Consider the following 19,657-nt stretch of genomic DNA (forward strand, 5'->3'; position numbering starts at 1 on the left):
CGGACACTGGGACCCGGGCGCCGGGGGAGACCGTCGGGGAGAGCCGGCACGGCCGGGGACCCCTCAGCCCTTCCCGAAGGCGTGCCGCACCGCGATGCGCCGGCAGAGCTCGTCGACGAGGTCCACCACGTTGCGTCGCACGGTGGGGTCGAGCGAGCCGTCCTCGGTGAGCAGCCGCGCACGCTCCGCCCACTCCGAGGACAGGTGCGTGAGGGGGAAGAACGAGCGGACAGCCGTGCCGAGCACCCAGCCCGCGTGCGCCTCGGGCAAGGCGGGCAGCGCCGCGAGGAACCGGTCGGCGTACTCCTCGGTGAGCTGCTCCTGGCCGACACGCCACATCCCCAGACCGGCGGCCTCGAGCTCGTAGTTGGAGACGTCGGCCTGCCCGGTGAACCGCTCCCAGGCCCAGGACTTGGCCTCGGCTGTGGGCAACGAGGCCTGCGCGCGGGCGTGCTCGACCCGGGAGCGCGCCGTGGGCTCCTGCGCCAGTGCCTCGTCGAGCTCCGCCACGTCGGTGGCACCCAGCGTCGCGAGCCTGACCAGCAGTGCCCACCTGAGGTCGGCGTCGAGGTCGAGACCGTCGGGGAGGTCGCCCGCGAGCCACGCGCGGAGCCGGGCCTCGTCCGTGGCGGTGGAGACGGTGGACTGGAAGGCTGCCAGCTGGAGGGTGCTTCCGGGCTCCGCGGTCTCGGTGCGCGCCCGCATCACCGCGTGGATCCGAGCGACGGCGGCCTCGGGGTCGTCGCTGAGGCCCGCGGCCCGGCTGATCGCCCAGGGCATGGTGTAGTGCAGCGCGTCGTCGTTCTCTTCCGTCGCCATGCCGGCCTCGACGAGGTCGAGGACGTCGGCGGGAGGGAGCAGCCCCTGGTGGAAGGTGCTGCGGACGCTGTTCCAGACCCCGGCGCGCAGCCGCTGGTCGTCGAGCCGCGGGAGGCGGCTCTTGAGCGACTGCACGCTCTCGGCGTCGAGCAGGGTGACCGCCCAGGTCTCCTCGAAGGGGTCCAGCACGACGGCGCTGCCGACCTTCGGCGCGAGGACCTGGTCGAGCGGGGTCTCGGCGCCTTCGACGCGGACCGGATGAGCCTCCCACCCGGCGGAGTCGATCACGGCGAGGCGGAACGTGTGGGTCCGGTCCGCGGGGTGCTCGGCCGGGGGCGTGCGGCGCAGGGTCCAGCCCTCGCCGACCTCCAGGGCGTCGGGCCCGGCCGTGCGCAGCCAGGCGTCGGTGAAGCCGCTGAGGTCGCTCGCACCCGCGCGCTCCCACGAGCCGAAGAGGTCGTGCATGGTGGCGTTGCCGAAGCGGTGGGAGTCGAAGTGGTCGATCACGCCACGGAAGAAGACCTCGTCGCCCAGCGTCGCGTTGAGCTGCTTGAGGATGCTGGAGCCCTTGGTGTAGGAGATCCCGTCGAAGTCCTGCAGCGCGGCGGTCGCGTCGACGGCCCCGTTGCCGGCGACCGGGTGGGTGCTGGGTCGCTGGTCGGCGACCAGGCCCCACTGACGTCGCGCGTAGGCGTTGTGGGTCCAGGCGTCGTCGTACTCGGTGACGTCGGCGGTCACCCGGTTGCCCATGTACTCGGCGAAGGACTCGTTGAGCCACAGGTCGTCCCACCACTTCGGGGTGGTGATGTTGCCGAACCACTGGTGCGCCATCTCGTGGGCGACCGTCGTGGCCCGCTGGATGCGCAGGCCTCGGGTGACCTTGCTGGAGAAGACCATCGAGTCGCGGAAGGTGATGCAGCCGGGGTTCTCCATCGCGCCGGCGTTGAACTCCGGGACGAAGGCCTGGTGGTAGGCGCCGAAGGGGTAGCGGATCCCGAAGAGGCGGTGGAACTCGTCGAAGCACGACCGGGTGAGGGTGAAGAGCTCGTCGGCGTCCTTCTCCAGGTCGGCCGCAAGGCTCTGGCGGGCGCTGAGCCCCAGCGGGATCCCGTCGTGCTGGTCCGCGAGCAGGTGGTAGGGACCGGCGACGAGGGTCACGAAGTAGGTGGAGAGCGGGGGAGTGGTGGTCAGCTCCCACCTCCCGGGCTCCACCTGCTCGGCGGCACCGTTGCCGAAGACCTTCCAGTCGGTCGGGGCGGTCACGTGGAAGGTGAACGGCGCCTTCAGGTCAGGCTGGTCGAAGCAGGCGAAGATGCTCGGCGCGGCGTCCATGAAGGACATCCCGTAGACGTAGCGGCGCCCGTCGGCCGGGTCCACGGAGTGATGGAGACCCTCACCGTCGTTGCGGAAGGCCATCACCGCCTCGACCTCCAGCTCGTGGTGCCCTGCCTGGGTCTCCAGGGGGAACCGGCCGCGATCGAGCAGTCCGGGGTCCAGCGGGCTCCCGTTGAGGCGGATCCGGAGAAGGCGCTGGGGCTTGAGGTCGAGGAACGTCGGACCGCCCTCGCTCCGGAACCGGATCAGGGTGCGGGAGGCGAACGTCAGCTCGTCGCTCGCCAGGTCGAGGGTGACGTCGTACGAGGTGACGTCGAGCAGCTCGTAGCGCCGTTGGGCCTCGACGTGCTGCAGGCTCTGGTGAGTGGTCACCCGGTCGAGCGTAGTCCCGGCCCCCTCGACCTGTGGTGACCAGTGGGCGCGACGAGGGGGGCACAGAACCTATGCTCGGGCGATGACCGAGCTGCCGACCACCCCGCCCGCACCCGAGGACTCGCACCGCGCCGTCACGCTCTCCCGGATCGGGGAGCGGAGGTACCGCGCCGACAACGGACGTGGGGGAGAGACGTTCATGGGCGCGGGAGGTCTCGATCCCGACTTCACGCCGGTCGAGCTGCTGCTGGCCGCCATCGCGGGCTGCAGCGCCGTCGACGTGGACATCATCACCGGCCGCCGCTCACCCGCGACCTCCTTCGAGGTCACGTGCGAGGGGGAGAAGGTGCGCGAGGACGACGGCAACCGGCTCCGGGACCTCCGGGTGACCTTCGACCTGACGTTCCCCGACGACGAGGCCGGACGCAGCGCCCGCGCCGAGATGGAGACGGCACTCAGGCTGACCCGCGACCGGCTCTGCAGCGTCAGCCGGACCGTGGCCCTCGGCACGCCCGTGGAGTTCCGTGACGCGGGCGCCTGAGCGGGCGCACGGTCTCACGGGTGCGTGCCTGGCCCGCGCCCCGGCGGCTCAGTCCGTGACGACCGAGGTGATGGTGACGGGCTCGGCCGGGGGCCCGTCGTAGCCACCGGTGGCGGTGCCCTGCGCCGCGACGTCGCGGATCACCTTGAGACCCTGCTCGTCGATCTCCCCGAAGACCGTGTAGTCCGAAGGAAGCTCGGTGTCCTCGTAGACGATGAAGAACTGGGAGCCGCCGCTGTCAGGCTGGCCCGTGTTGGCCATCGCCAGCACACCGGCGGGATAGCCGTCCTGGGCGCGCTCCAGCTCGTCGGGGATGGTGTAGCCGGGACCGCCGGTGCCGGAGGCGGTGGGGTCCCCGCACTGCAGCACGAACAGTCCGGAGGGCTGTCCCGGGGCAGCGGTGGTGAGCCGGTGGCACTCGGTGTCGTCGTAGAAGCCCTGCTCGGCGAGGGAGAGGAAGCTCTGCACGGTGCAGGGAGCCGCCTCAGCGTCCAGGACCGCGCCGATGCTGCCCACGCTCGTCTCCAGTGTCACCGGGAGCTCGCCGGCCAGCTCCGTGGTCTCTGCGGGGGGCGTGACCTCCCGGGAGGGCTCGCGCCCGTCGGAGACGAAGGCGCACTCGGTGCCGTCCGTCGCAGCCGGCTCCTCCTCCTCGCCGCACGCGGCGAGGAGGGGGAGCAGCAGGACGGACGCCACCAGGGCCAGGCCGGTGCGTGTCATCGAAGGCATGCCCCGATGCTAGAGGGGGCAGGCCCACAAAGGGTCAGGGGAGGGCGACGAGGAAGCCCGACTCCTGCGCCGAGGGCAGGTCGGCACCGCGGCGGCGGAGCTTCTTGACGCAGCCCTTCTGCTTGCCGATCTGGCGCATCCCGTTGAGGTCACCGGCACCGTAGACGTAGGGGCCCTCGACACCGGTCGCCATGATCTGGGTCGGGTCGGCGACGTGGCCCAGGCCGACGACGTGTCCCAGCTCGTGCAGGATCACGTCGTACGCCTTCATGAAGGGCCAGCCACCGGGGGTCAGCGCGTCGAAGGTGGCACCACCCTTGGTGATCTTGCCCAGCTTGCCTCGCTTGTCGCGTCCCCAGACGGCGTCCTGCGACCCGCCCCAGGCGTGGGCGCTCGAGAAGTCGAGGCTGGTCTGCTCGGGCCGGGCCCAGGCCACCACGATGTCGGTGTCGCGCTCCCACCGGCCGGTGCCGGGCAGGCCGCGGTAGATGGCCTCGGTGTAGCCCTTGAACTTGAACCGCATGCCCGTGGCGGCACCCATGGCCGCGAAGGCCTGGTGGATGGCGTCCTCGGTCCCGGCCGGCGCCTGTGCCACGTTGACCCGGTAGCTGATCGACTGGCAGGGGTTCCAGCGGAGGCGGGTCGAGGGGTTGAGGTAGGACCAGCTGTCGGGGCTGCCGGCCGGGACGAAGTCGGGGATCACGTTGACGCGCTGCGTCTTGGACTTCGCACCCGGGCTGCGCTTCTTCTTCTTGGTGACGACCCGCGACTTCATGGAGTACAGCCAGTGCGTCGGCACCTGGATGGCGTAGTCGCCCTTGCGGTTCGTCTTGGCGCTCGCGACGTTCTTCCACCCGTCGGCGTGCTTCATCTGCAGCACGACCTTGCGCTTGAGCTTGCCCTTGTCCTTGACCGTGCCGGTCACCGCGGCCAGGCCCTGGATCGGGACGGTCCCGGCGCTCCACGTGGCACGCACCTTGGTCCGGTTCTTCTTGCCCTTCTTCTTGTTCTTCTTCTTCTTCGGGCGTGCGGCGTCCTGCTGGTCGGCCGCGACGGCACCGGAGGAGGTCGAGGGCGACGGTGAGGGAGCGCGCTCCGCGCTGGCGACAGAGCCGGCGGCGGCCGGCGCCAGAAGACCGGCGAGGAGGGCGAGGGAAATGAGCAGGTGACGCACGGATGACTCCCGGAAACGGCTGGAATGGGGCTCAATCAGACCACACGGCGAGCGCTCCGACGAGAACCCACGCGCGTGGCGCTCCTGCCCGTGGCGAGGTGGTCTAGCACCGGGCCCCGGAAAGCTGGGGGTGTCGATCCAAGTGTTCCCGGCGTACGCTCCGAAGGACGACCAACGGCAGGGGCATCGTCATGTGCACGAGCATCAGGTTCTCCGACGGAAGCGGCAATCTCTACCTCGCCCGCAACCTTGATTGGACGAGCGGCTACGGCGAGCGAGTGGTGGTGACACCCACCGCGTACGCCCCGAGCTCTCCGTTCGGCGCGGTGCCGCGCATCCGGCACGCCGTCATCGGCATGGGGATCGTGGAGGAGGAGACGCCGCTGTACTTCGACTGCGGCAACGACGCGGGGCTGGCGGTGGCGGGCCTCAACTTCCCGGGCTACGCGAGCTACGCGACGGAGCCGGTCGCAGGTGCGACGAACGTCGCCGCCTTCGAGTTCCCGCTCTGGGTGGCCTCCCAGTTCACCAGCGTCGACGAGGTCGAGGCGGCGCTTCGTGACGCGGTCATCGTCGACAAGCCGATCAACGACAAGTACCCGAGCTCGCTGCTGCACTGGATCATCGGCGACGCGGCGCGCGCCATCGTCGTCGAGGCCACGAGCGAGGGCGTGCAGGTCTTCGACGACGACGTCGACGTCCTGGCCAACCAGCCGGGGTTCTCGTGGCACCACGAGAACCTGCGCAACTACCTCAACACGGCGCCAGACTTTCCCGAGGAGATGCCGCTCGGACGGGCGCACCTGGGGCCGTTCGGGTCGGGCTCGCACATGCGGGGGATCCCGGGGGACTACTACTCGCCGTCCCGGTTCGTGCGGGCCGCCTACGTCAACGCTCACTACCCGGACAAGGGGAGCGAGGAGGAGAACGTCAGCAGGGCGTTCCACACGCTGCAGCAGGTCGCGATGGTGGACGGCAGCGCAGCGATGGCCTCGGGGGAGTTCGAGAAGACCATCTACACCGGGCTCTACTCGGGGCGGACTCGGACGTACTACTGGAACAGCTACGACGACCCGGCGATCCAGAGCGTTGCGATGGCCGACCACGCGCCCGACGGAAGCAAGCTCGTCGTCGTCTGAGCGGTCAAGATCACGATTGGGTCACAGTCGGTCAGCGATCCACAGCACATATATCCTTATACGTTGCGCAGTCCTAGGTTGCGAGAAGGCGTGGGCGGTGCCGCGTCACGATCCTCGGGAGTGCGCATGAAGAAGCAGATCAAGGCCGCCATCACAGGTCTTCTGGCCGCTGTCACGGTGTCCGGGGGACTGCTCGCCCTGGCGCCGGGCGCCCAGGCCGCAGACGTGGCGTGCCGGAACTACAGCTCGTCGACGAGCACGTGCGTGAACACCCAGCTCGTGGTCGCAGGTCAGAGCCACAGCGTCGACTGGTACCTGCCCCAGGGCAGCGCCTCGGCACTGATGGTGCTCAACCACGGCTTCAGCCGCGGCTGCGGCAACCTGCGCGGCACCAGCAAGGCGATCGCCGAGAAGGGCGTGATGGTCCTGTGCGTCAACGGCGACATGACCGCCGGCAACCCGGCGCTCGCTGCCGCCCTGGGAGACGTGATGACTCGGCGCGCCCTGACTCCGCCGGCGGGTCGGTCCCTGCCCCAGCGCTACATCGTCGGCGGCCACTCGGCCGGAGGACACTTCGCCAGCGAGCTCGGCCGTCGCCTCGACGCCAACGGCTACCGCGACTTCGCGGGCGCCATCCTGTTCGACCCCGTCGCTGCGGGAGGCTTCACCGCGAACGTGCAGGCCATCTCGGACGCGGGTGCTCGTCCGGTCCTGGCCGTCACCGCCCGCCCGAGCGTGACCAACCTCTTCAACAACTCCGCCGAGGCTCTGGTCGGCCTGGCCAACCCCTACGTGGGCATCCAGCTCGTGTGGAGTCGGTACACCCTCGGCGTCCCGACGGGCGGCAGCTGCCACATCGACGTCGAGGGGGAGAACAGCGACGCGATCGGCGTGCTCGGCGCCGGCTGTGCCGCCAACGCCACGCAGACCGCCCGGCTGCGTGACTTCGCCTCGGCCTGGGCCAAGGACCTCGCCCACGGGACCCGCACCTCGGCGTACTACTGCGCGGATGCCGACGTGGTGTCGACCTGCGGCACCAAGGTCAGGTCGCTGGTCGATCTCCGCCTCCCGCTGGCCGCACCGATCCGGTGAGGGAGTGACGATCGCTTTCGAGAGGTCGAGAGGGGCTCAGTCAACATAGTGAATGACATAATGTAGATTATCGGCACTATACGCACGGGCCGGAGCGGGGCGCCGATCCTCGAGCCCGAACCAACAGTCGGCGACTTCGGCGCCCCTACTTGATGGCGATGGGATTGAGCATGGAGCCGACGCCGTGGGTGATCACCAGGGGCGGTGCGACGAGCAGGAATTCGTAGGTGCCGTCGGCGGCACAGTCGGCTGCGAGCTCATCGAGCTCCCACAGCTCACCGAGGGTGATGCCGAGGTCGACGAGGCCGGCTCGGTGCACGGGCAGCGGCGTGTCGCTCGGATCCTCGTTCGGCATGACCTCGAGACCGACGGTGTCGGCTGCCACCGCGGCGATGTCGTGACGACGCAGCCAGGCGATGCTCTCCTGCCCCAGTCCCGGCTCGCCACCCACGAGCCAGGCTTCCTTGTCTGCGGCCGTCTCGGCCCGCCACCACTTGGCGAGGTAGCCCGTGCGCAGCAGCACGATGTCCCCCGTCCTCAGCTCGACCTGCTGGGCCGCGGCGACCTCGTCGAGCAGGTCGGGGCCGAGGGCGAAACCGGCCTCGAGCCAGGTCGCGCCAAGATGTCTTGCGACGTCCAGCAACACGCCACGCCCGACGAAGCTCTTCCGCTGGTGCTCGATGCCCAGGCGGCGTGCGCCACCGTGCGCCGTGGTGTTTCCACACCAGTAGCCGTTGTAGTGCGTGTCCTCCACGGCGACGTGCGCCAACCCGTCCCACTGCGTCGAGCTCTGGGTGCACATGTCGAGGTTGTCGTCGTTCCAGGTGAAGCCGGGCGCCTGCTCGTTCCAGGGGGTGCCGGAGACGATGTCGGACCCCGACATCGAGAAGTAGTGCTTCGGGGTTGCCCGCCCGGGAAAGACCGGTGCTGCGGCGTCGATCGGAATCGCCAGTGAGAACACCTTGCCGCGACTCACAGAGGAAGCAGCCTGCTGGACGGCCGCCTCGGTGATGAGATTCGCGGTCCCACGCTGGTCGTCGTCGCCCCAGCGACCCCAGTTGTTCACCGGTCCTGGCGTGTACCCCCCGCGGACCTTCCCCTCCTCGTCCACCGAGTACGCGGGCGGTGTCCACGACTTCGCGTACGTGCCGCTCTGCTGACGTCCCATCTCACTCCCCCATTCATCGCCGCTCGCCGGCGAATGTGTCCTGCGTCACAACCTACTAGTAGGTCGATCCAGCAGGGCAAGGCCAGCCCGCGCCGGCGTTGATGTTCATCAACTAGCGCTTGCTGGGGCGCACGGACGTGATCGCCGGTCGTCATAGCTCGTCGCCTCGCGCCTGTGCCTGCCCGCTGAGGACGGGGCGGGCAGACTTGCGGGATGTTCCACCGACATCCCTTCCTCAGCCTCCTCAGCGGTGGCTACCTGGTCTTCGTCGCCTGGCTGACCCTGACGCCCCAACCGATCGGCGACCGTGAGACCAGGCTGGTGAACCGGGTGCTCGACGCCCTGCACCGTCGCGGGGTCGCCGAGTCGCTCGACTACTCCCGCGTCGAGTTCCTGGCCAACATCGCCCTCTTCGTGCCCATCGGGATGTTCCTGCTTCTCCTCTTCGGCGCCGGGGGTTGGTGGTTGGCGGCTATCGGCTCGCTCGTCCTCACGGCCTTCATCGAAACTGCCCAGCGGCAGATTCCTGGTCGTGTCCCGGACGAGCGCGACATCCTGGCCAACACGGCCGGCGGTCTGATCGGCATCGCCCTGACGCTGGTGCTCGTGCTCCCAGCGACCCTGCGACGCCGACGACATCGACAGGCACGACGCCAGGCCCGGTACGACGCGCGCAGCCACTCGAGCCGGAGGTCGTGAGCGCTTCGTCCACGATGTCGCAACCGGAGAGGATGTGGTGAAGTAGCAGGATGCGTCACACACCGTCCTTCCTGATGAATGAACCCGACGAGGTCAAGCGGCTGATCAGGAGACACCCCTGGGCGACCTTCGTGTCGTCGGTGAACGGCGAGCTCGTCGCCTCCCACTACCCCGTCATGCTCGACGAGACGGCTTCTGAAGGCTCGAACATCACCATCCTGAGTCACTTCGGGAGACCCGACGACGAGCTGCACGAGCTCGGTCAGCACCAGGTGCTCGTCATCATCCAGGGCCCGCACGACTACGTCTCGCCGAGCTGGTACCCGCCCGGCGAGGTGATCCCGACGTGGAACCACGTCACGGCACACCTCTACGGCACGCCAGAGATCCTGACGGACGCAGAGAACTACGCCGCTCTGCGGCAGCTCACCGAGCACTTCGAACGCCACTACCCGCACGGTCGCAGCTTGGACGAGGACGAGGCGGGCACCCGGAGAGCCGCACGAGGCACCCGGGGGCTGAGGATGGAAGTCGTCCGGTTCGATGCCCGCGCCAAGCTGAGCCAGAACAAGCCCCCGGAGGTCGTCGCCGACATCATCGATCAGCTCGACGACAGCAATCCCGAGCTCGCCGAGGAGATGCGCCGGCACCCTCGGTAGCCGGGCACCGCGCGCCCGCTCCCCTGACTCAGCGAGCGGTCAAGGGGCGGGTCCGGACTGTTCCGCGAGGCGGGCGAAGGTCTCCGCCTCGGTCGCGACCATCTCCCGGGTCTTGCGTCCGAGGAGCCGCTCCACCACCCGGCTCAGCGGGCCGGACCACTCGAGCACCAGCTCGAGCGTGGAGCCGTCGCCGTCGTCGCGCACCGAGTGCACTGCTCGGGTGCGGACGCCGGGGCTGGCTGAGACCCAGGTGAACGACGTCCCCGGATCCCACTGCGTGACCGTCCAGAGCGCCCGGGGCAACCCGGGCTGACGCACTTCGAACTTCGATCCCACGCCGACGGGCCCCTCGCCCAGGGGACGCACCGAGTCGACGGTGGAGAGTCGCTCTCCCCAGCGCTCGATCTCGCTCGCGACCAGCCACACGCGGTGGGCGGGCGCGGCAGACGCTGCCGAGGCGCGGATCACTCCACCATGATGCTCGTCCGGCCCCCGACGCACCAGGGCGAGACAGCAGGCCTCCGAGGTGCCCCCGTCGCTACTCTCCCCTCCATGACCGTGCGCACCTCTGCCGCCCCCGTGGCCGCCCTCGTCCTGGCGCTCCTCGCCTCCGCCCCGTCGACCGCCACGGCGGTGCCCGACCAGGAGTCATCCGAGGTTGCGTCTGCTTCTGCTGCTTCGGCCCAGGCGGCCGGGAAGTGCCTGCGGGAGGCGCTGAGCAAGAAGAAGCCCATCCGCGCCCGCAGCGGGGCCAAGCTCGGCACGGTCCAGGCGTTCGGGTCCCGCAACGGGGACGAGCTCGGTTTCTGCATCCGGATCACCCCCGTGCCGAGGCTGCGCAGCAACTCGACGATGGCCGGCTTCAAGTGGAAGGACTACGACGCCGAGGGAAACCTCGGCTCGAGCGGTGGGATCGGTGGTCCCGGCTACTGGCGTGACCCCTTCTTCCTGGAGGGGAACATCTACGAGATCGGCAGCGTGGTGAAGGGGGTGGCCGAGATCAAGGTGGCCGGCGGCCCCTCGGGCAAGGTCAAGCTGAAGGCGACGCTGCGCTGAAGGCGAGCCCTGGTCTGAGAGCCCTGGGCTGAGCATCCCCAGGTGGGCGGCGCCTCAGACTCCGACGTACGCGGCGAGGTGCTCGCCGGTCAGCGTCTTCCTCGTGGCCACCAGGTCCGCCGGCGTGCCCTCGAAGACGATCTGCCCACCGTCGTGACCTGCCCCCGGGCCCAGGTCGATGAGCCAGTCGGCGTGCGCCATCACAGCCTGGTGGTGCTCGATCACGATCACCGACTTGCCCGAGTCCACCAGCCGGTCCAGCAGGCCCAGCAGGTTCTCCACGTCGGCCAGGTGCAGGCCCGTGGTGGGCTCGTCCAGGACGTAGACGTCTCCCTTCTCAGCCATCTGGGTGGCGAGCTTGAGTCGCTGGCGCTCTCCCCCGGAGAGCGTGGTGAGGGGCTGCCCCAGCCTGACATAACCAAGGCCCACGTCGTGGAGCCGCTCGAGGAGCTTGTGGGCGGCCGGCACCCTCGCCTCGCCTGCGGCGAAGAAGCCGAGCGCCTCGGAGACCGACATCGCCAGGACCTCGGCGATGTCGCGCCCGCCCAGCTTGTAGTCGAGCACGGCCGCTTGGAACCGCTTGCCGCCGCACTCCTCACAGGTGGTGGCGACGGTCTCCATCACGCCCAGCTCGGTGTAGACGACTCCCGCGCCCTTGCAGGTGGAGCAGGCCCCCTCGGAGTTGGCGCTGAAGAGCGCCGGCTTGACCCCGTTGGCCTTGGCGAACGCTTTCCTGATCGGCTCGAGCAGCCCTGTGTAGGTGGCGGGGTTGCTCCGCCGCGAGCCCTTGATGGCGCCTTGGTCGATCACCACGACGCCGTCCCGCGGCGCGACGGACCCCTGGACCAGCGAGCTCTTCCCCGAGCCGGCGACCCCGGTCAGGACGCAGAGCACCCCGAGCGGCACGTCGACGTCGACACCCTGCAGGTTGTGGGTGGACGCACCCCTCACCTCCAGCGCGCCGGTGGGGCTGCGGACCGACTCCTTGAGCCGAGCCCGGTCGTCCAGGTGTCGTCCGGTGATCGTGCCGCTCCCCCGCAGTCCGTCCACGGACCCCTCGAAGCAGATGGTGCCCCCGTCGTCGCCGGCCCCGGGCCCGAGGTCGATCACGTGGTCGGCGATCGCGATCGTCTCCGGCTTGTGCTCGACGACCAGGACGGTGTTGCCCTTGTCGCGCAGCTGCAGCAGCAGCCGGTTCATCCGCTCGATGTCATGCGGGTGCAGGCCGATGGTCGGCTCGTCGAAGACGTACGTGACGTCGGTCAGGGACGAGCCGAGGTGTCGGATCATCTTCGTCCGCTGGGACTCTCCCCCGGAGAGGGTGCCCGCCGGACGGTCCAGGGAGAGGTAGCCGAGGCCGATCGCGACGAACGAGTCCAGCAGGTGGCTCAGCCCCGCGAGCAGCGGTGCCACGGCCGGCTCGTCCAGCCCTTCCACCCACTGGGCCAGGTCGCTGATCTGCATCCGGCACAGCTCGGCGATGTTCTTGCCGCGGATCCGCGAGGAGCGTGCCTCCGGGCTCAACCGCGTCCCCTCGCACTCCGGGCACACCTGGAAGGTCACGGCCCGCTCGACGAAGCGGCGCACGTGGGGTTGCATCGCCTCGGGGTCCTTGGAGAGCATCGACTTCTGGATCTTGGGGATGATCCCCTCGAAGGTCAGGTTGACCCCCTCGACCTTGACCTTGGTCGGCTCCGCGTAGAGCATCGTGTCGAGCTGCTTGGCGGTGAACGCGGCGATCGGCTTCCCCATCGGGAGCCCGACGCCCTCGAAGAGCCGGCCGTACCAGCCGTCCATGGAGTAGCCCGGCACCGTGATCGCTCCCTCGCTCAGCGACTTGGAGTCGTCGTAGAGCGCGCTCCGGTCGATGTCGCTGACGTGGCCCATGCCCTCGCACCGGGGACACATCCCGCCCAGGTAGACCGCGTCACGCACCACCTTCTTCTCGACCCGACCGCCCTTCTCCGTGGTCATCACTCCCCCGGCGCGGCGAGTCGGCACGTTGAAGGAGAACGCCGGCGGCGGTCCGACGTAGGGGTCGCCCAGGCGGCTGAACAGGATCCGTAGCAGTGCGTAGGCATCGGTCGCGGTGCCGACCGTGGAGCGTGGGTTGGCACCCATCCGCTCCTGGTCGACGATGATCGCCGTGGTCAGGCCCTCCAGGTGCTCCACGTCGGGTCTCGCCAAGGTCGGCATGAACCCCTGGACGAAGGCGCTGTAGGTCTCGTTGATCAGGCGCTGGGACTCGGCCGCGATGGTGGCGAAGACGAGCGAGCTCTTGCCGGAGCCGGAGACCCCGGTGAAGACGGTCAGGCGCCGCTTCGCGATCTCGACGCTGACGTCGCGCAGGTTGTTCTCCCGCGCTCCGTGCACCCGGATCAGGTCGTGGGTGTCCGCCGGGTGCGGCTTGTCGGGCGTGCGGCGCTCGTCCATGACAGGAAACTAGCGGAGCGCGCCCGAGCAGGCACCGCCTTCTCCCTCACGTGCGTCGCAGGGCAGCGATCGAGGCGCCCACCACCAGGAACACCCAGGTCGTGAGGATGTAGGGCCACGTGTAGTGCGGGAACGTGGTGAGGTCGTTCATGGCCAGGGTGACCACCGCGGTCACGACGGTGCCCACAACGGCGTAGCACCAGGACGTCACGCTGCTGTGGTGGAAGACGACCGCCAGCGCGATCGCCGTCAGCACACCGGCGTATCCGGCCAGCCCCTCCTCGATGGTGCTCGCGCTCTCCCCCAGCGCCAGCGCGCAGGCACTCCCGACCACGCTCCCCATCACGGCGGCCAGCCCGACCTGCCAGGAGGCGATGAAGAGCCCGACGAGGATCAGTGCCCCGCCCCACACGCTGTTGACCAGCACCACCTCGGAGACGTTCGTCAGCACCGAGCGCAGCAACGCGTCACCCGTCCCGTCGGTCACGTGCTTCGTCGAGGAGGTCACGTGCACGGAGGTGGACGCCGCGTAGAGGATCGAGGCGACGGTGCAGAACGGCGCGGTGGTCGAGGGCAGGTTGAACGCCTTGAGCGCCGGGGTCGCCAGCAGCCACCCGAACAGGGCGGTGGCGGGGGCACAGAGCAGCGCTCCCACCACCGTCAGCACGTACGACCACGCCTGTCCCCCGCACGCGGCGAAGACCGCCGCCCCGACCAGGCAGCCGTTGAACCCCTGCATCCCGAGCGCGACGTTGTCCGGCGCGACCCGCATGGCGCACCCGGCGAGCGTGGAGATCACCGTGCCGACTGCTGCCAGCAGCGCCATCTGCCAGTCCGCCACCAGGAACGCCGCCAGGATGAGCAGGCCCGTCCACGGGTTGGCCTGGAAGAAGATCTGCGAGACGCCCTGGCACAGGGAGCGCCAGGTCACCCCCTTGAGGCTGGTGGCCACGTCGGCCGAGGCGTTGATCCCTGACATCTCATCTCCTAGGAATGTGCGGACGTGCCGTGTGCCCTGGGCTGGGGCTCAGGACTTGCGGATCTCCGGAGCCTCCGTCCCGGTCAGCCGGAGTCGCAGCGCCCGCCAGGCGGCGGTGTTGGCCCGCGCGACCGCCATCGCGTCGTCGCCCACGATCCGTGCCCACACCCCCGCGTCGTCGGGCAGGGCGCTGACGCCCACGTGCAGGACGTCGCCGAACTCCGGGACGATCGCGGAGTGGACGAGCTCGGCGAGCTCGGCCACCGGCACCGTCGGGGTGAAGACGTAGAGCATCGAGAGCACGTCACGGTCGCCGAGCACCGCGGACCCGCCGGTCGCGCCGTCGACGGGGGTCAGACGCACCCGGTCGAGGGCGACCACCCGGCCGTCGGGTCGATGCACCTCGAAGTCGGCGGCCAGCACGGTGTAGCGGTGCCGCTCGCCACGACCCAACCTGCCGGCGATGACCGTCTCCCCCGCGAGCAGTGTGCCCGACTCGGAGAGGCGCACCCGGGTGCGCTGGTAGAGGCGTGCCTGGGCGAAGGCGACAATCGGGTCCGGGAGGTACTCCACGTAGGCACCGGGCTGCACGTCGAGGTTGACCTGGGCCACCGCGTAGTCGTGCTCCATCTTGAGCACCTTGGTGTAGGCCGAGGTGGTCACGTAGGCCGAGGAGTCGGCGCCGAACGTGAGATCCGTGCGCAGCCTGTCCCCCTGGATGATCCCGGCGCCGGTCGACATCAGGTAGGTGTAGGGCATGTCGGGTCGCAGCGGGTCGTAGTAGAGCGGGTGCATGATCTGCAGCGGCGACTTCTGGTAGTGCTGGACCAGCTGCGTGACCCCGCCCCGGCGGGCGAACTCGAGCTGGAGGAGACCGATCTTTCCTGGGCTGCCGGCCGGCAGGGTGTCCGGCACCCCGCTGTGACGGGCGACCGAGGAGGGGACGCGCTCGGGCTCGTAGTGGAGGGGCTGGAGCCGGGGGCCGCCGTAGCGGACGGCGGCGTCCCGAACTTGGCTCGTGGTCACGGGCTCACGTCACCAGGGCACCGGTACGCCGGTGCCAGCAGGCCAGGATCTGGTCCTGGAGCTCGTCGATGCCCTCGCCGGTCAGCGAGTTGGTCAGCACCACCGGCTTGTCGTCACGGACGCGGTGGGCGTCGGACTCCATGACCTGAAGGTCGGTGCGCACGTACTGGGCGATGTCGATCTTGTTGATCACCAGGATGTCGGACTCGGTGATGCCCGGGCCGCGCTTGCGGGGCATCTTCTCCCCCTCCGCGGTGTCGAGGACGAAGACGAAGACGTCCGCCAGTGCCGGTGAGAAGGTCAGGGTGAGGTTGTCCCCCCCGGACTCGTAGATCAACGTGTCGACCTCGGGGAACCGCTCGGTCATCTCCGCGCCCGCCGCGAGGTTCATGGTGGGGTCGTCGCGCACCGCTGTGTGCGGGCAGGCGCCGGTCTCGACGCCCACCACCCGCTCCGGGTCCAGAATGCCCGCGAGCTCCCGGCGTACGTGCTGCGCGTCCTCCTGGGTGTAGATGTCGTTGGTGATGACGGCAGGCTGTCGGCCTGCGGCGATCAGTCTCGGGACGAGCGCCTCGGTGAGCGCGGTCTTGCCGGACCCGACGGGCCCGCCGATCCCGATCCTCAGGATGTTCTCGGTCATGCCGACCTCTCGTTGCTGTCGTGGTTGTCGTGGTTGTCTCAGCTGGCGAAGAGCCGTGCCTCCGCGCGCTCGTGCTGCGCCGACATCACGTCGGCCATGGGGACGAAGCCGCCCATGTCAGCCAGGGGCCGGCACACCGCCTCCTCCGCCGCCTGGGCGATGTCGGGTGCGACGGCGTGCAGCACCACCTGCATGTGCCGGTGGTCGGTGAGCCGGAGCCGCAGAGCGGCCCCCAGGAAGCTCACGGCGAAGGCCGACATGTCGGAGACGGCCGCCTGCCGGCCGTCGACCCCCGCCGCCAGGTAGGCGACCGCGGAGGCCACCGGCTGGCAGCCGGGTGTCTCCTTGGCCTTGACCAGGCGCGCCCACTCGACGAGCGCCGGGCCCCCGAAGGTCTCCAGCGTGATGTCGGTGAGCTGGTGGCCGCTGCGGACCGACGCCTTGCGCATCTCGGTGTTGAGCTTGGCGGCGTGCAGCATCTGGTCGACCAGCACCACCCGCCTCCAGTCGCCCTCGCAGGCCGCGTCGTGCGCCCGGACGAGGGCGGTCGCGTCGCCCGGGCCGACGGAGTGCAGCAGCAGCCCTCGCAGCAGCCCCTCCACTCCGTCCGGCTCCACCATCCCGGCCTGGCTGAAGCCCTCCAGCCCGTGCGACATGGTGTAGAAGCCGCTGGGGAAGGCAGAGTCGGCGAGCTGGAGGCTCGCCAGCAGGCTGGTGGTCGTCGCCGTGGTCCGGGGCTCGGTCACTGGGTCCTCAGGCCAGGTAGAAGAGCTGGTTCATGGGCAGGCTCTGTGCCGGCTCGATGTGCGCCGGCTGGCCGTCGAAGGTGACCTTGTAGGTCTCGGGGTCCACCTCGATGACCGGCGTCCGGTCGTTGAGCACCATGTGGTCCTTGCCGATGCCCCGGCAACGCTTCACCGGCAGCACCTGGCTCTCCAGGCCGAGCTGCTCGGGGACGCCGTTGTCCACCGCCGCCTGCGACATGAAGGTCACCCGGGTGCTCTGCAGCGCCTTGCCGTACATCCCGAACATGGGCCGGTAGTAGACCGGCTGCGGGGTGGGCAGGGAGGAGTTGGGGTCGCCCATCAGGGCCCAGTTGATGAGCCCGCCCTTGATCACCATCTTGGGCTTCACCGCGAAGGAGTCGACCCGCCACAGCACGATGTCGGCGATCTTCCCGTCCTCCAGCGAGCCTACGTAGTCGGAGATGCCCTGGGTGATCGCGGGGTTGATCGTGACCTTGGCCAGGTAGCGCAGCACGCGGAAGTTGTCGTTGTCCTCGGCGTCCTCGGGGAGCTTCCCCCGCTTGTCCTTGTTGTGGTGCGCGGTCTGGAAAGCCCGCGTCACGCTCTCACCGATCCTGCCCATCGCCTGGGAGTCCGAGGAGAACATCGAGAGCACGCCCTCGTCGTGCAGGACGGTCTCGGCTGAGATCGTCTCGGCCCGAACGCGGGAGTCTGCGAAGGCGACGTCCTCCGGGATGTCGTGCGAGAGGTGGTGGCAGACCATCACCATGTCGAGCAGCTCGTCGACCGAGTTCACCGTGTAGGGCAGCGTCGGGTTGGTCGAGGAAGGCAGCACGTTGGGATAGCTGGCGGCCCTCATGATGTCGGGTGCGTGCCCTCCCCCGGCTCCCTCGGTGTGGTACGTGTGGATGGTGCGGCCGTTGATCGCCGACATGGTGTCCTCCACGAACCCCGCCTCGTTGAGGCTGTCGGTGTGGACCGAGACCTGCACGTCGTACTCGTCGGCCACCGTGAGGGCGTTGCTCAACGCCGCCGGCGTGGTCCCCCAGTCCTCGTGCACCTTCAGCGAGGAGGCGCCTGCCTCGATCTGCTCGACCAGCGCACCGGGCAGCGACCCGTTGCCCTTCCCGTGGAAGCCCATGTTGACCGGCACGTCCTCGGCCGCCTCCAGCATCCGGTGGATGTGCCACGCGCCGGGCGTGGTGGTCACGCCGTTGGTGGCGTCGGTCGGGCCGGTGCCACCACCGAAGAGGGTCGTGATGCCGTTGGACAGCGCGTGGATGGCCTGCTGCGGCGAGATGTAGTGGACGTGACTGTCGATGGCCCCCGCCGTCGCGATCAGATGCTCCCCCGCGATCACCTCGGTGACCGCACCCACCACCAGCCGCGGGTCGACGTTCTTCTGCAGGTGCGGGTTGCCCGACTTGCCGATCCCGACGATCCTGCCGTCCTTGACACCGATGTCGCCCTTGACCACGCCCAGGACGGGGTCCAGGACGACGGCGTTGGTGATGACGAGGTCGAGGCCGCCACGAGCGCTGGTGGTCTGGGGATCGGCCGCCATCCCGTCCCGAGCGGTCTTGCCGCCGCCGTAGACGACCTCGTCGCCGTAGCTCCCCTCGCTGTAGTCCATCTCGATCTCGATCACCAGGTTGGAGTCGGCGAGGGTGAGTCGGTCCCCGGTCGTGGGACCGAAGAGGTCGGTGTACTGCTTGCGCGAGATGGTGGCCATCAGCTCTTGCCCTTCGTCTTCTTGGTGGAGCGCTGGTTGCTGCTGCTGCTGGACCCGCCGGATCCCTTGCCTGACGCCCGCGCCGTCGGCTTGCCGTTCTTGAAGCCACGCTCGGTCATCCGGGTCATCGCGTCCGCGCGGGTCTGCTCGGCGTCGAGGCCGCCGTCGACGAGGCTGTTGAAGCCGATGACGCGGCGTGCCCCTGCGTAGGCGGTGAGCCTCACCTCGCGGGTGTCCCCCGGCTCGAAGCGGACGCCGGTCCCGGCAGGGATGTCCAGGTGCATGCCGTAGGCGAGCTCGCGCTCGAACATCAGGGCGCGGTTGGCCTCGAAGAAGTGGAAGTGGGAGCCGACCTGGATCCCCCGGTCGCCGGTGTTGGTGACGTTGAGGGTGACGGTCGGTCGTCCGGCGTTGATCTCGATGTCGTCGCCGGTGTGGTGGTACTTCGGGCTGCCTAGCATGGCTGTGCCTCCAAGCTCTCGGATGTGTTCCTCGTGTGCTGCGCGGGGGGCCTCGGGGCACCGTGTGCGTGCCCGTGGCCGTGGTCTCCTTCGTGGCCGTCCGGCCCGTGGGAGTGGGCGTAGCCGTGCCCGTGGTCTGCGAGGAGACCGGCGTCGATCCCGTCGTGGCCGTGGTCGAGCAGGTGCAGGGCCACCGCCACGCGCTGCCGCACGACCTGGCTGGCGGCCGCGACGGACAGGAGCGGGCCGTGGAAGCTGACGCTGTCGAGCTCGCCGCCGACCTGGCACGACCCGGCGAACCCCGCCGGGACGACCTCCACCTCCGCCATCCCTAGGCGTCGGCAGCGCTCCACGGCGTGCTCGAGGTCCGCTCGGTCGCGCACGCAAGCCACCTCGACCTCGGTCGCGGCCCCGTGCGTACGCACGAGGTGCCCCAGCCGATACAGCTCGGCGTCGTCAAAGGGATTGCTGGCGTGTGCGGCGATCAGCACTCCGGCCTGGGGACGCAGGCCGGCCGTCTCGCGGACGGCCCGCCGCAGGTGTGCCACGAGGTGGTCGGCGGTGCCGAACCCGTCGCAGAGTGCCAGCCGTCCGGCCCCGGGTCCGGAGGCCAGCCAGTTGAGCGTCTTGGCGGTGTCGGCCACCATGCCCGGGTCGCGTCCCCAGGTCATCGGCAGCACCAGGACCGGCCTCTCCCCCGCCGTGAGGAGCCGCGTGACCTCGTGGTGGAGCGGCCCTCCCGCTGCGGAGACGACCGATCCGGGTCGCGCCGCGGCGAGTTGCCCCACGACGCTCTCCCCGGCGGCCTCGTGGCCGGTCACCAGCACCAGAGCGGGAGCCTGTCCGCCCGCCTCCAT

19 protein-coding genes are annotated in these 19,657 nt (G+C 69.7%); 6 read left to right on the forward strand and 13 right to left on the reverse strand.

The genetic code is table 11. From position 1 onward, the window contains the following. Nucleotides 1-63: 63 nt before the first annotated feature. Nucleotides 64-2,526: an aminopeptidase N gene (gene pepN / locus AC3X7R_RS12610; RefSeq protein WP_489966015.1), complete on the reverse strand. Its 2,463-nt coding sequence runs from the start codon at nt 2,524-2,526 to the stop codon at nt 64-66. Between the two features lie 82 nt (nt 2,527-2,608). Here pepN and AC3X7R_RS12615 point away from each other — a divergent pair, with 82 nt between their 5' ends. Further along, nucleotides 2,609-3,067, forward strand: coding sequence for an OsmC family protein (locus AC3X7R_RS12615; RefSeq protein ID WP_489966016.1), 459 nt, complete (start codon nt 2,609-2,611; stop codon nt 3,065-3,067). A 48-nt stretch (nt 3,068-3,115) separates the two neighbouring features. Here AC3X7R_RS12615 and AC3X7R_RS12620 read toward each other — a convergent pair whose 3' ends face one another. Together AC3X7R_RS12620 and AC3X7R_RS12625 are read right to left on the reverse strand one after the other, a co-directional pair. Next, complete coding sequence (locus AC3X7R_RS12620) at nt 3,116-3,796, reverse strand: peptidylprolyl isomerase (RefSeq protein WP_489966017.1); 681 nt, start codon at nt 3,794-3,796, stop codon at nt 3,116-3,118. A gap of 34 nt (nt 3,797-3,830) precedes the next feature. After that, complete coding sequence (locus tag AC3X7R_RS12625; protein ID WP_489966018.1) at nt 3,831-4,970, reverse strand: matrixin family metalloprotease; 1,140 nt, start codon at nt 4,968-4,970, stop codon at nt 3,831-3,833. A 191-nt stretch (nt 4,971-5,161) separates the two neighbouring features. Between AC3X7R_RS12625 and bsh the strand changes: the two genes are divergently transcribed. Together bsh and AC3X7R_RS12635 are read left to right on the forward strand one after the other, a co-directional pair. Next, nucleotides 5,162-6,109, forward strand: coding sequence for a choloylglycine hydrolase (gene bsh / locus AC3X7R_RS12630; RefSeq protein WP_489966019.1), 948 nt, complete (start codon nt 5,162-5,164; stop codon nt 6,107-6,109). Between the two features lie 126 nt (nt 6,110-6,235). Continuing rightward, the gene (locus tag AC3X7R_RS12635; protein WP_489966020.1) at nt 6,236-7,201 is read left to right on the forward strand and encodes an alpha/beta hydrolase; all 966 of its coding nucleotides are present in this window, start codon (nt 6,236-6,238) and stop codon (nt 7,199-7,201) included. Between the two features lie 145 nt (nt 7,202-7,346). Here AC3X7R_RS12635 and AC3X7R_RS12640 read toward each other — a convergent pair whose 3' ends face one another. After that, nucleotides 7,347-8,369, reverse strand: coding sequence for a cyclase family protein (locus AC3X7R_RS12640; protein WP_489966021.1), 1,023 nt, complete (start codon nt 8,367-8,369; stop codon nt 7,347-7,349). Nucleotides 8,370-8,582: 213 nt separating this feature from the next. Between AC3X7R_RS12640 and AC3X7R_RS12645 the strand changes: the two genes are divergently transcribed. Together AC3X7R_RS12645 and AC3X7R_RS12650 are read left to right on the forward strand one after the other, a co-directional pair. Beyond that, nucleotides 8,583-9,068, forward strand: coding sequence for a VanZ family protein (locus tag AC3X7R_RS12645; RefSeq protein WP_489966022.1), 486 nt, complete (start codon nt 8,583-8,585; stop codon nt 9,066-9,068). Nucleotides 9,069-9,118: 50 nt separating this feature from the next. After that, a complete protein-coding gene (locus AC3X7R_RS12650) occupies nt 9,119-9,727 on the forward strand; it encodes an FMN-binding negative transcriptional regulator (protein ID WP_489966023.1) in 609 nt (202 codons plus the stop codon). Nucleotides 9,728-9,766: 39 nt separating this feature from the next. On the opposite strand, the gene AC3X7R_RS12655 is transcribed toward AC3X7R_RS12650, so the two are convergent. After that, nucleotides 9,767-10,195, reverse strand: a complete 429-nt coding sequence (locus AC3X7R_RS12655) for an SRPBCC family protein (protein WP_489966024.1) — start codon at nt 10,193-10,195, stop codon at nt 9,767-9,769. Nucleotides 10,196-10,279: 84 nt separating this feature from the next. On the opposite strand from AC3X7R_RS12655, the gene AC3X7R_RS12660 reads away from it, so the two are divergent. Continuing rightward, a complete protein-coding gene (locus tag AC3X7R_RS12660) occupies nt 10,280-10,783 on the forward strand; it encodes a hypothetical protein (protein ID WP_489966025.1) in 504 nt (167 codons plus the stop codon). A 54-nt stretch (nt 10,784-10,837) separates the two neighbouring features. On the opposite strand, the gene AC3X7R_RS12665 is transcribed toward AC3X7R_RS12660, so the two are convergent. The 8 genes from AC3X7R_RS12665 to AC3X7R_RS12700 are packed head-to-tail and all read right to left on the reverse strand — an operon-like array spanning nt 10,838 to nt 19,657. Beyond that, nucleotides 10,838-13,216, reverse strand: a complete 2,379-nt coding sequence (locus AC3X7R_RS12665) for an ATP-binding cassette domain-containing protein (protein ID WP_489966026.1) — start codon at nt 13,214-13,216, stop codon at nt 10,838-10,840. Nucleotides 13,217-13,262: 46 nt separating this feature from the next. After that, nucleotides 13,263-14,195, reverse strand: coding sequence for an urea transporter (locus AC3X7R_RS12670; RefSeq protein ID WP_489966027.1), 933 nt, complete (start codon nt 14,193-14,195; stop codon nt 13,263-13,265). A gap of 48 nt (nt 14,196-14,243) precedes the next feature. After that, nucleotides 14,244-15,221 (reverse strand): urease accessory protein UreD, encoded by a 978-nt coding sequence (locus AC3X7R_RS12675; protein WP_489966028.1) that lies wholly within the window; start codon nt 15,219-15,221, stop codon nt 14,244-14,246. A gap of 4 nt (nt 15,222-15,225) precedes the next feature. Then, nucleotides 15,226-15,861 (reverse strand): urease accessory protein UreG, encoded by a 636-nt coding sequence (ureG, locus tag AC3X7R_RS12680; RefSeq protein ID WP_489966029.1) that lies wholly within the window; start codon nt 15,859-15,861, stop codon nt 15,226-15,228. A 38-nt stretch (nt 15,862-15,899) separates the two neighbouring features. Continuing rightward, nucleotides 15,900-16,607 (reverse strand): urease accessory protein UreF, encoded by a 708-nt coding sequence (locus tag AC3X7R_RS12685; RefSeq protein ID WP_489966030.1) that lies wholly within the window; start codon nt 16,605-16,607, stop codon nt 15,900-15,902. 7 nt (nt 16,608-16,614) lie between these two features. Continuing rightward, nucleotides 16,615-18,339, reverse strand: coding sequence for an urease subunit alpha (gene ureC / locus AC3X7R_RS12690; RefSeq protein ID WP_489966031.1), 1,725 nt, complete (start codon nt 18,337-18,339; stop codon nt 16,615-16,617). Next, nucleotides 18,339-18,800 carry an urease subunit beta gene (locus tag AC3X7R_RS12695; protein WP_489966032.1) on the reverse strand — a complete coding sequence of 154 codons (462 nt, stop codon included), beginning with the start codon at nt 18,798-18,800 and terminating at the stop codon, nt 18,339-18,341. Before AC3X7R_RS12695 ends, ureC begins: the two co-directional genes overlap by 1 nt. Next, nucleotides 18,794-19,657 (reverse strand): sirohydrochlorin chelatase, encoded by an 864-nt coding sequence (locus AC3X7R_RS12700; RefSeq protein ID WP_489966033.1) that lies wholly within the window; start codon nt 19,655-19,657, stop codon nt 18,794-18,796. The genes AC3X7R_RS12695 and AC3X7R_RS12700 overlap by 7 nt, the downstream gene beginning before the upstream one ends.

This window comes from Nocardioides sp. Z22_16 (genome assembly GCF_058134365.1).

What these genes read in the sequence shown, in the direction of transcription:
- AC3X7R_RS12665 (WP_489966026.1), bottom strand. Translation starts at nt 13,216, where the DNA reads ATGGACGAGCGCCGCACGCCCGACAAGCCGCACCCGGCGGACACCCAC.
- AC3X7R_RS12640 (WP_489966021.1), bottom strand. Translation starts at nt 8,369, where the DNA reads ATGGGACGTCAGCAGAGCGGCACGTACGCGAAGTCGTGGACACCGCCC.
- AC3X7R_RS12660 (WP_489966025.1), top strand. Translation starts at nt 10,280, where the DNA reads ATGACCGTGCGCACCTCTGCCGCCCCCGTGGCCGCCCTCGTCCTGGCG.
- ureG (WP_489966029.1), bottom strand. Translation starts at nt 15,861, where the DNA reads ATGACCGAGAACATCCTGAGGATCGGGATCGGCGGGCCCGTCGGGTCC.
- AC3X7R_RS12700 (WP_489966033.1), bottom strand. Translation starts at nt 19,657, where the DNA reads ATGGAGGCGGGCGGACAGGCTCCCGCTCTGGTGCTGGTGACCGGCCAC.
- AC3X7R_RS12645 (WP_489966022.1), top strand. Translation starts at nt 8,583, where the DNA reads ATGTTCCACCGACATCCCTTCCTCAGCCTCCTCAGCGGTGGCTACCTG.
- AC3X7R_RS12635 (WP_489966020.1), top strand. Translation starts at nt 6,236, where the DNA reads ATGAAGAAGCAGATCAAGGCCGCCATCACAGGTCTTCTGGCCGCTGTC.
- AC3X7R_RS12670 (WP_489966027.1), bottom strand. Translation starts at nt 14,195, where the DNA reads ATGTCAGGGATCAACGCCTCGGCCGACGTGGCCACCAGCCTCAAGGGG.
- ureC (WP_489966031.1), bottom strand. Translation starts at nt 18,339, where the DNA reads ATGGCCACCATCTCGCGCAAGCAGTACACCGACCTCTTCGGTCCCACG.
- AC3X7R_RS12695 (WP_489966032.1), bottom strand. Translation starts at nt 18,800, where the DNA reads ATGCTAGGCAGCCCGAAGTACCACCACACCGGCGACGACATCGAGATC.
- AC3X7R_RS12620 (WP_489966017.1), bottom strand. Translation starts at nt 3,796, where the DNA reads ATGCCTTCGATGACACGCACCGGCCTGGCCCTGGTGGCGTCCGTCCTG.
- bsh (WP_489966019.1), top strand. Translation starts at nt 5,162, where the DNA reads ATGTGCACGAGCATCAGGTTCTCCGACGGAAGCGGCAATCTCTACCTC.
- AC3X7R_RS12615 (WP_489966016.1), top strand. Translation starts at nt 2,609, where the DNA reads ATGACCGAGCTGCCGACCACCCCGCCCGCACCCGAGGACTCGCACCGC.
- AC3X7R_RS12650 (WP_489966023.1), top strand. Translation starts at nt 9,119, where the DNA reads ATGCGTCACACACCGTCCTTCCTGATGAATGAACCCGACGAGGTCAAG.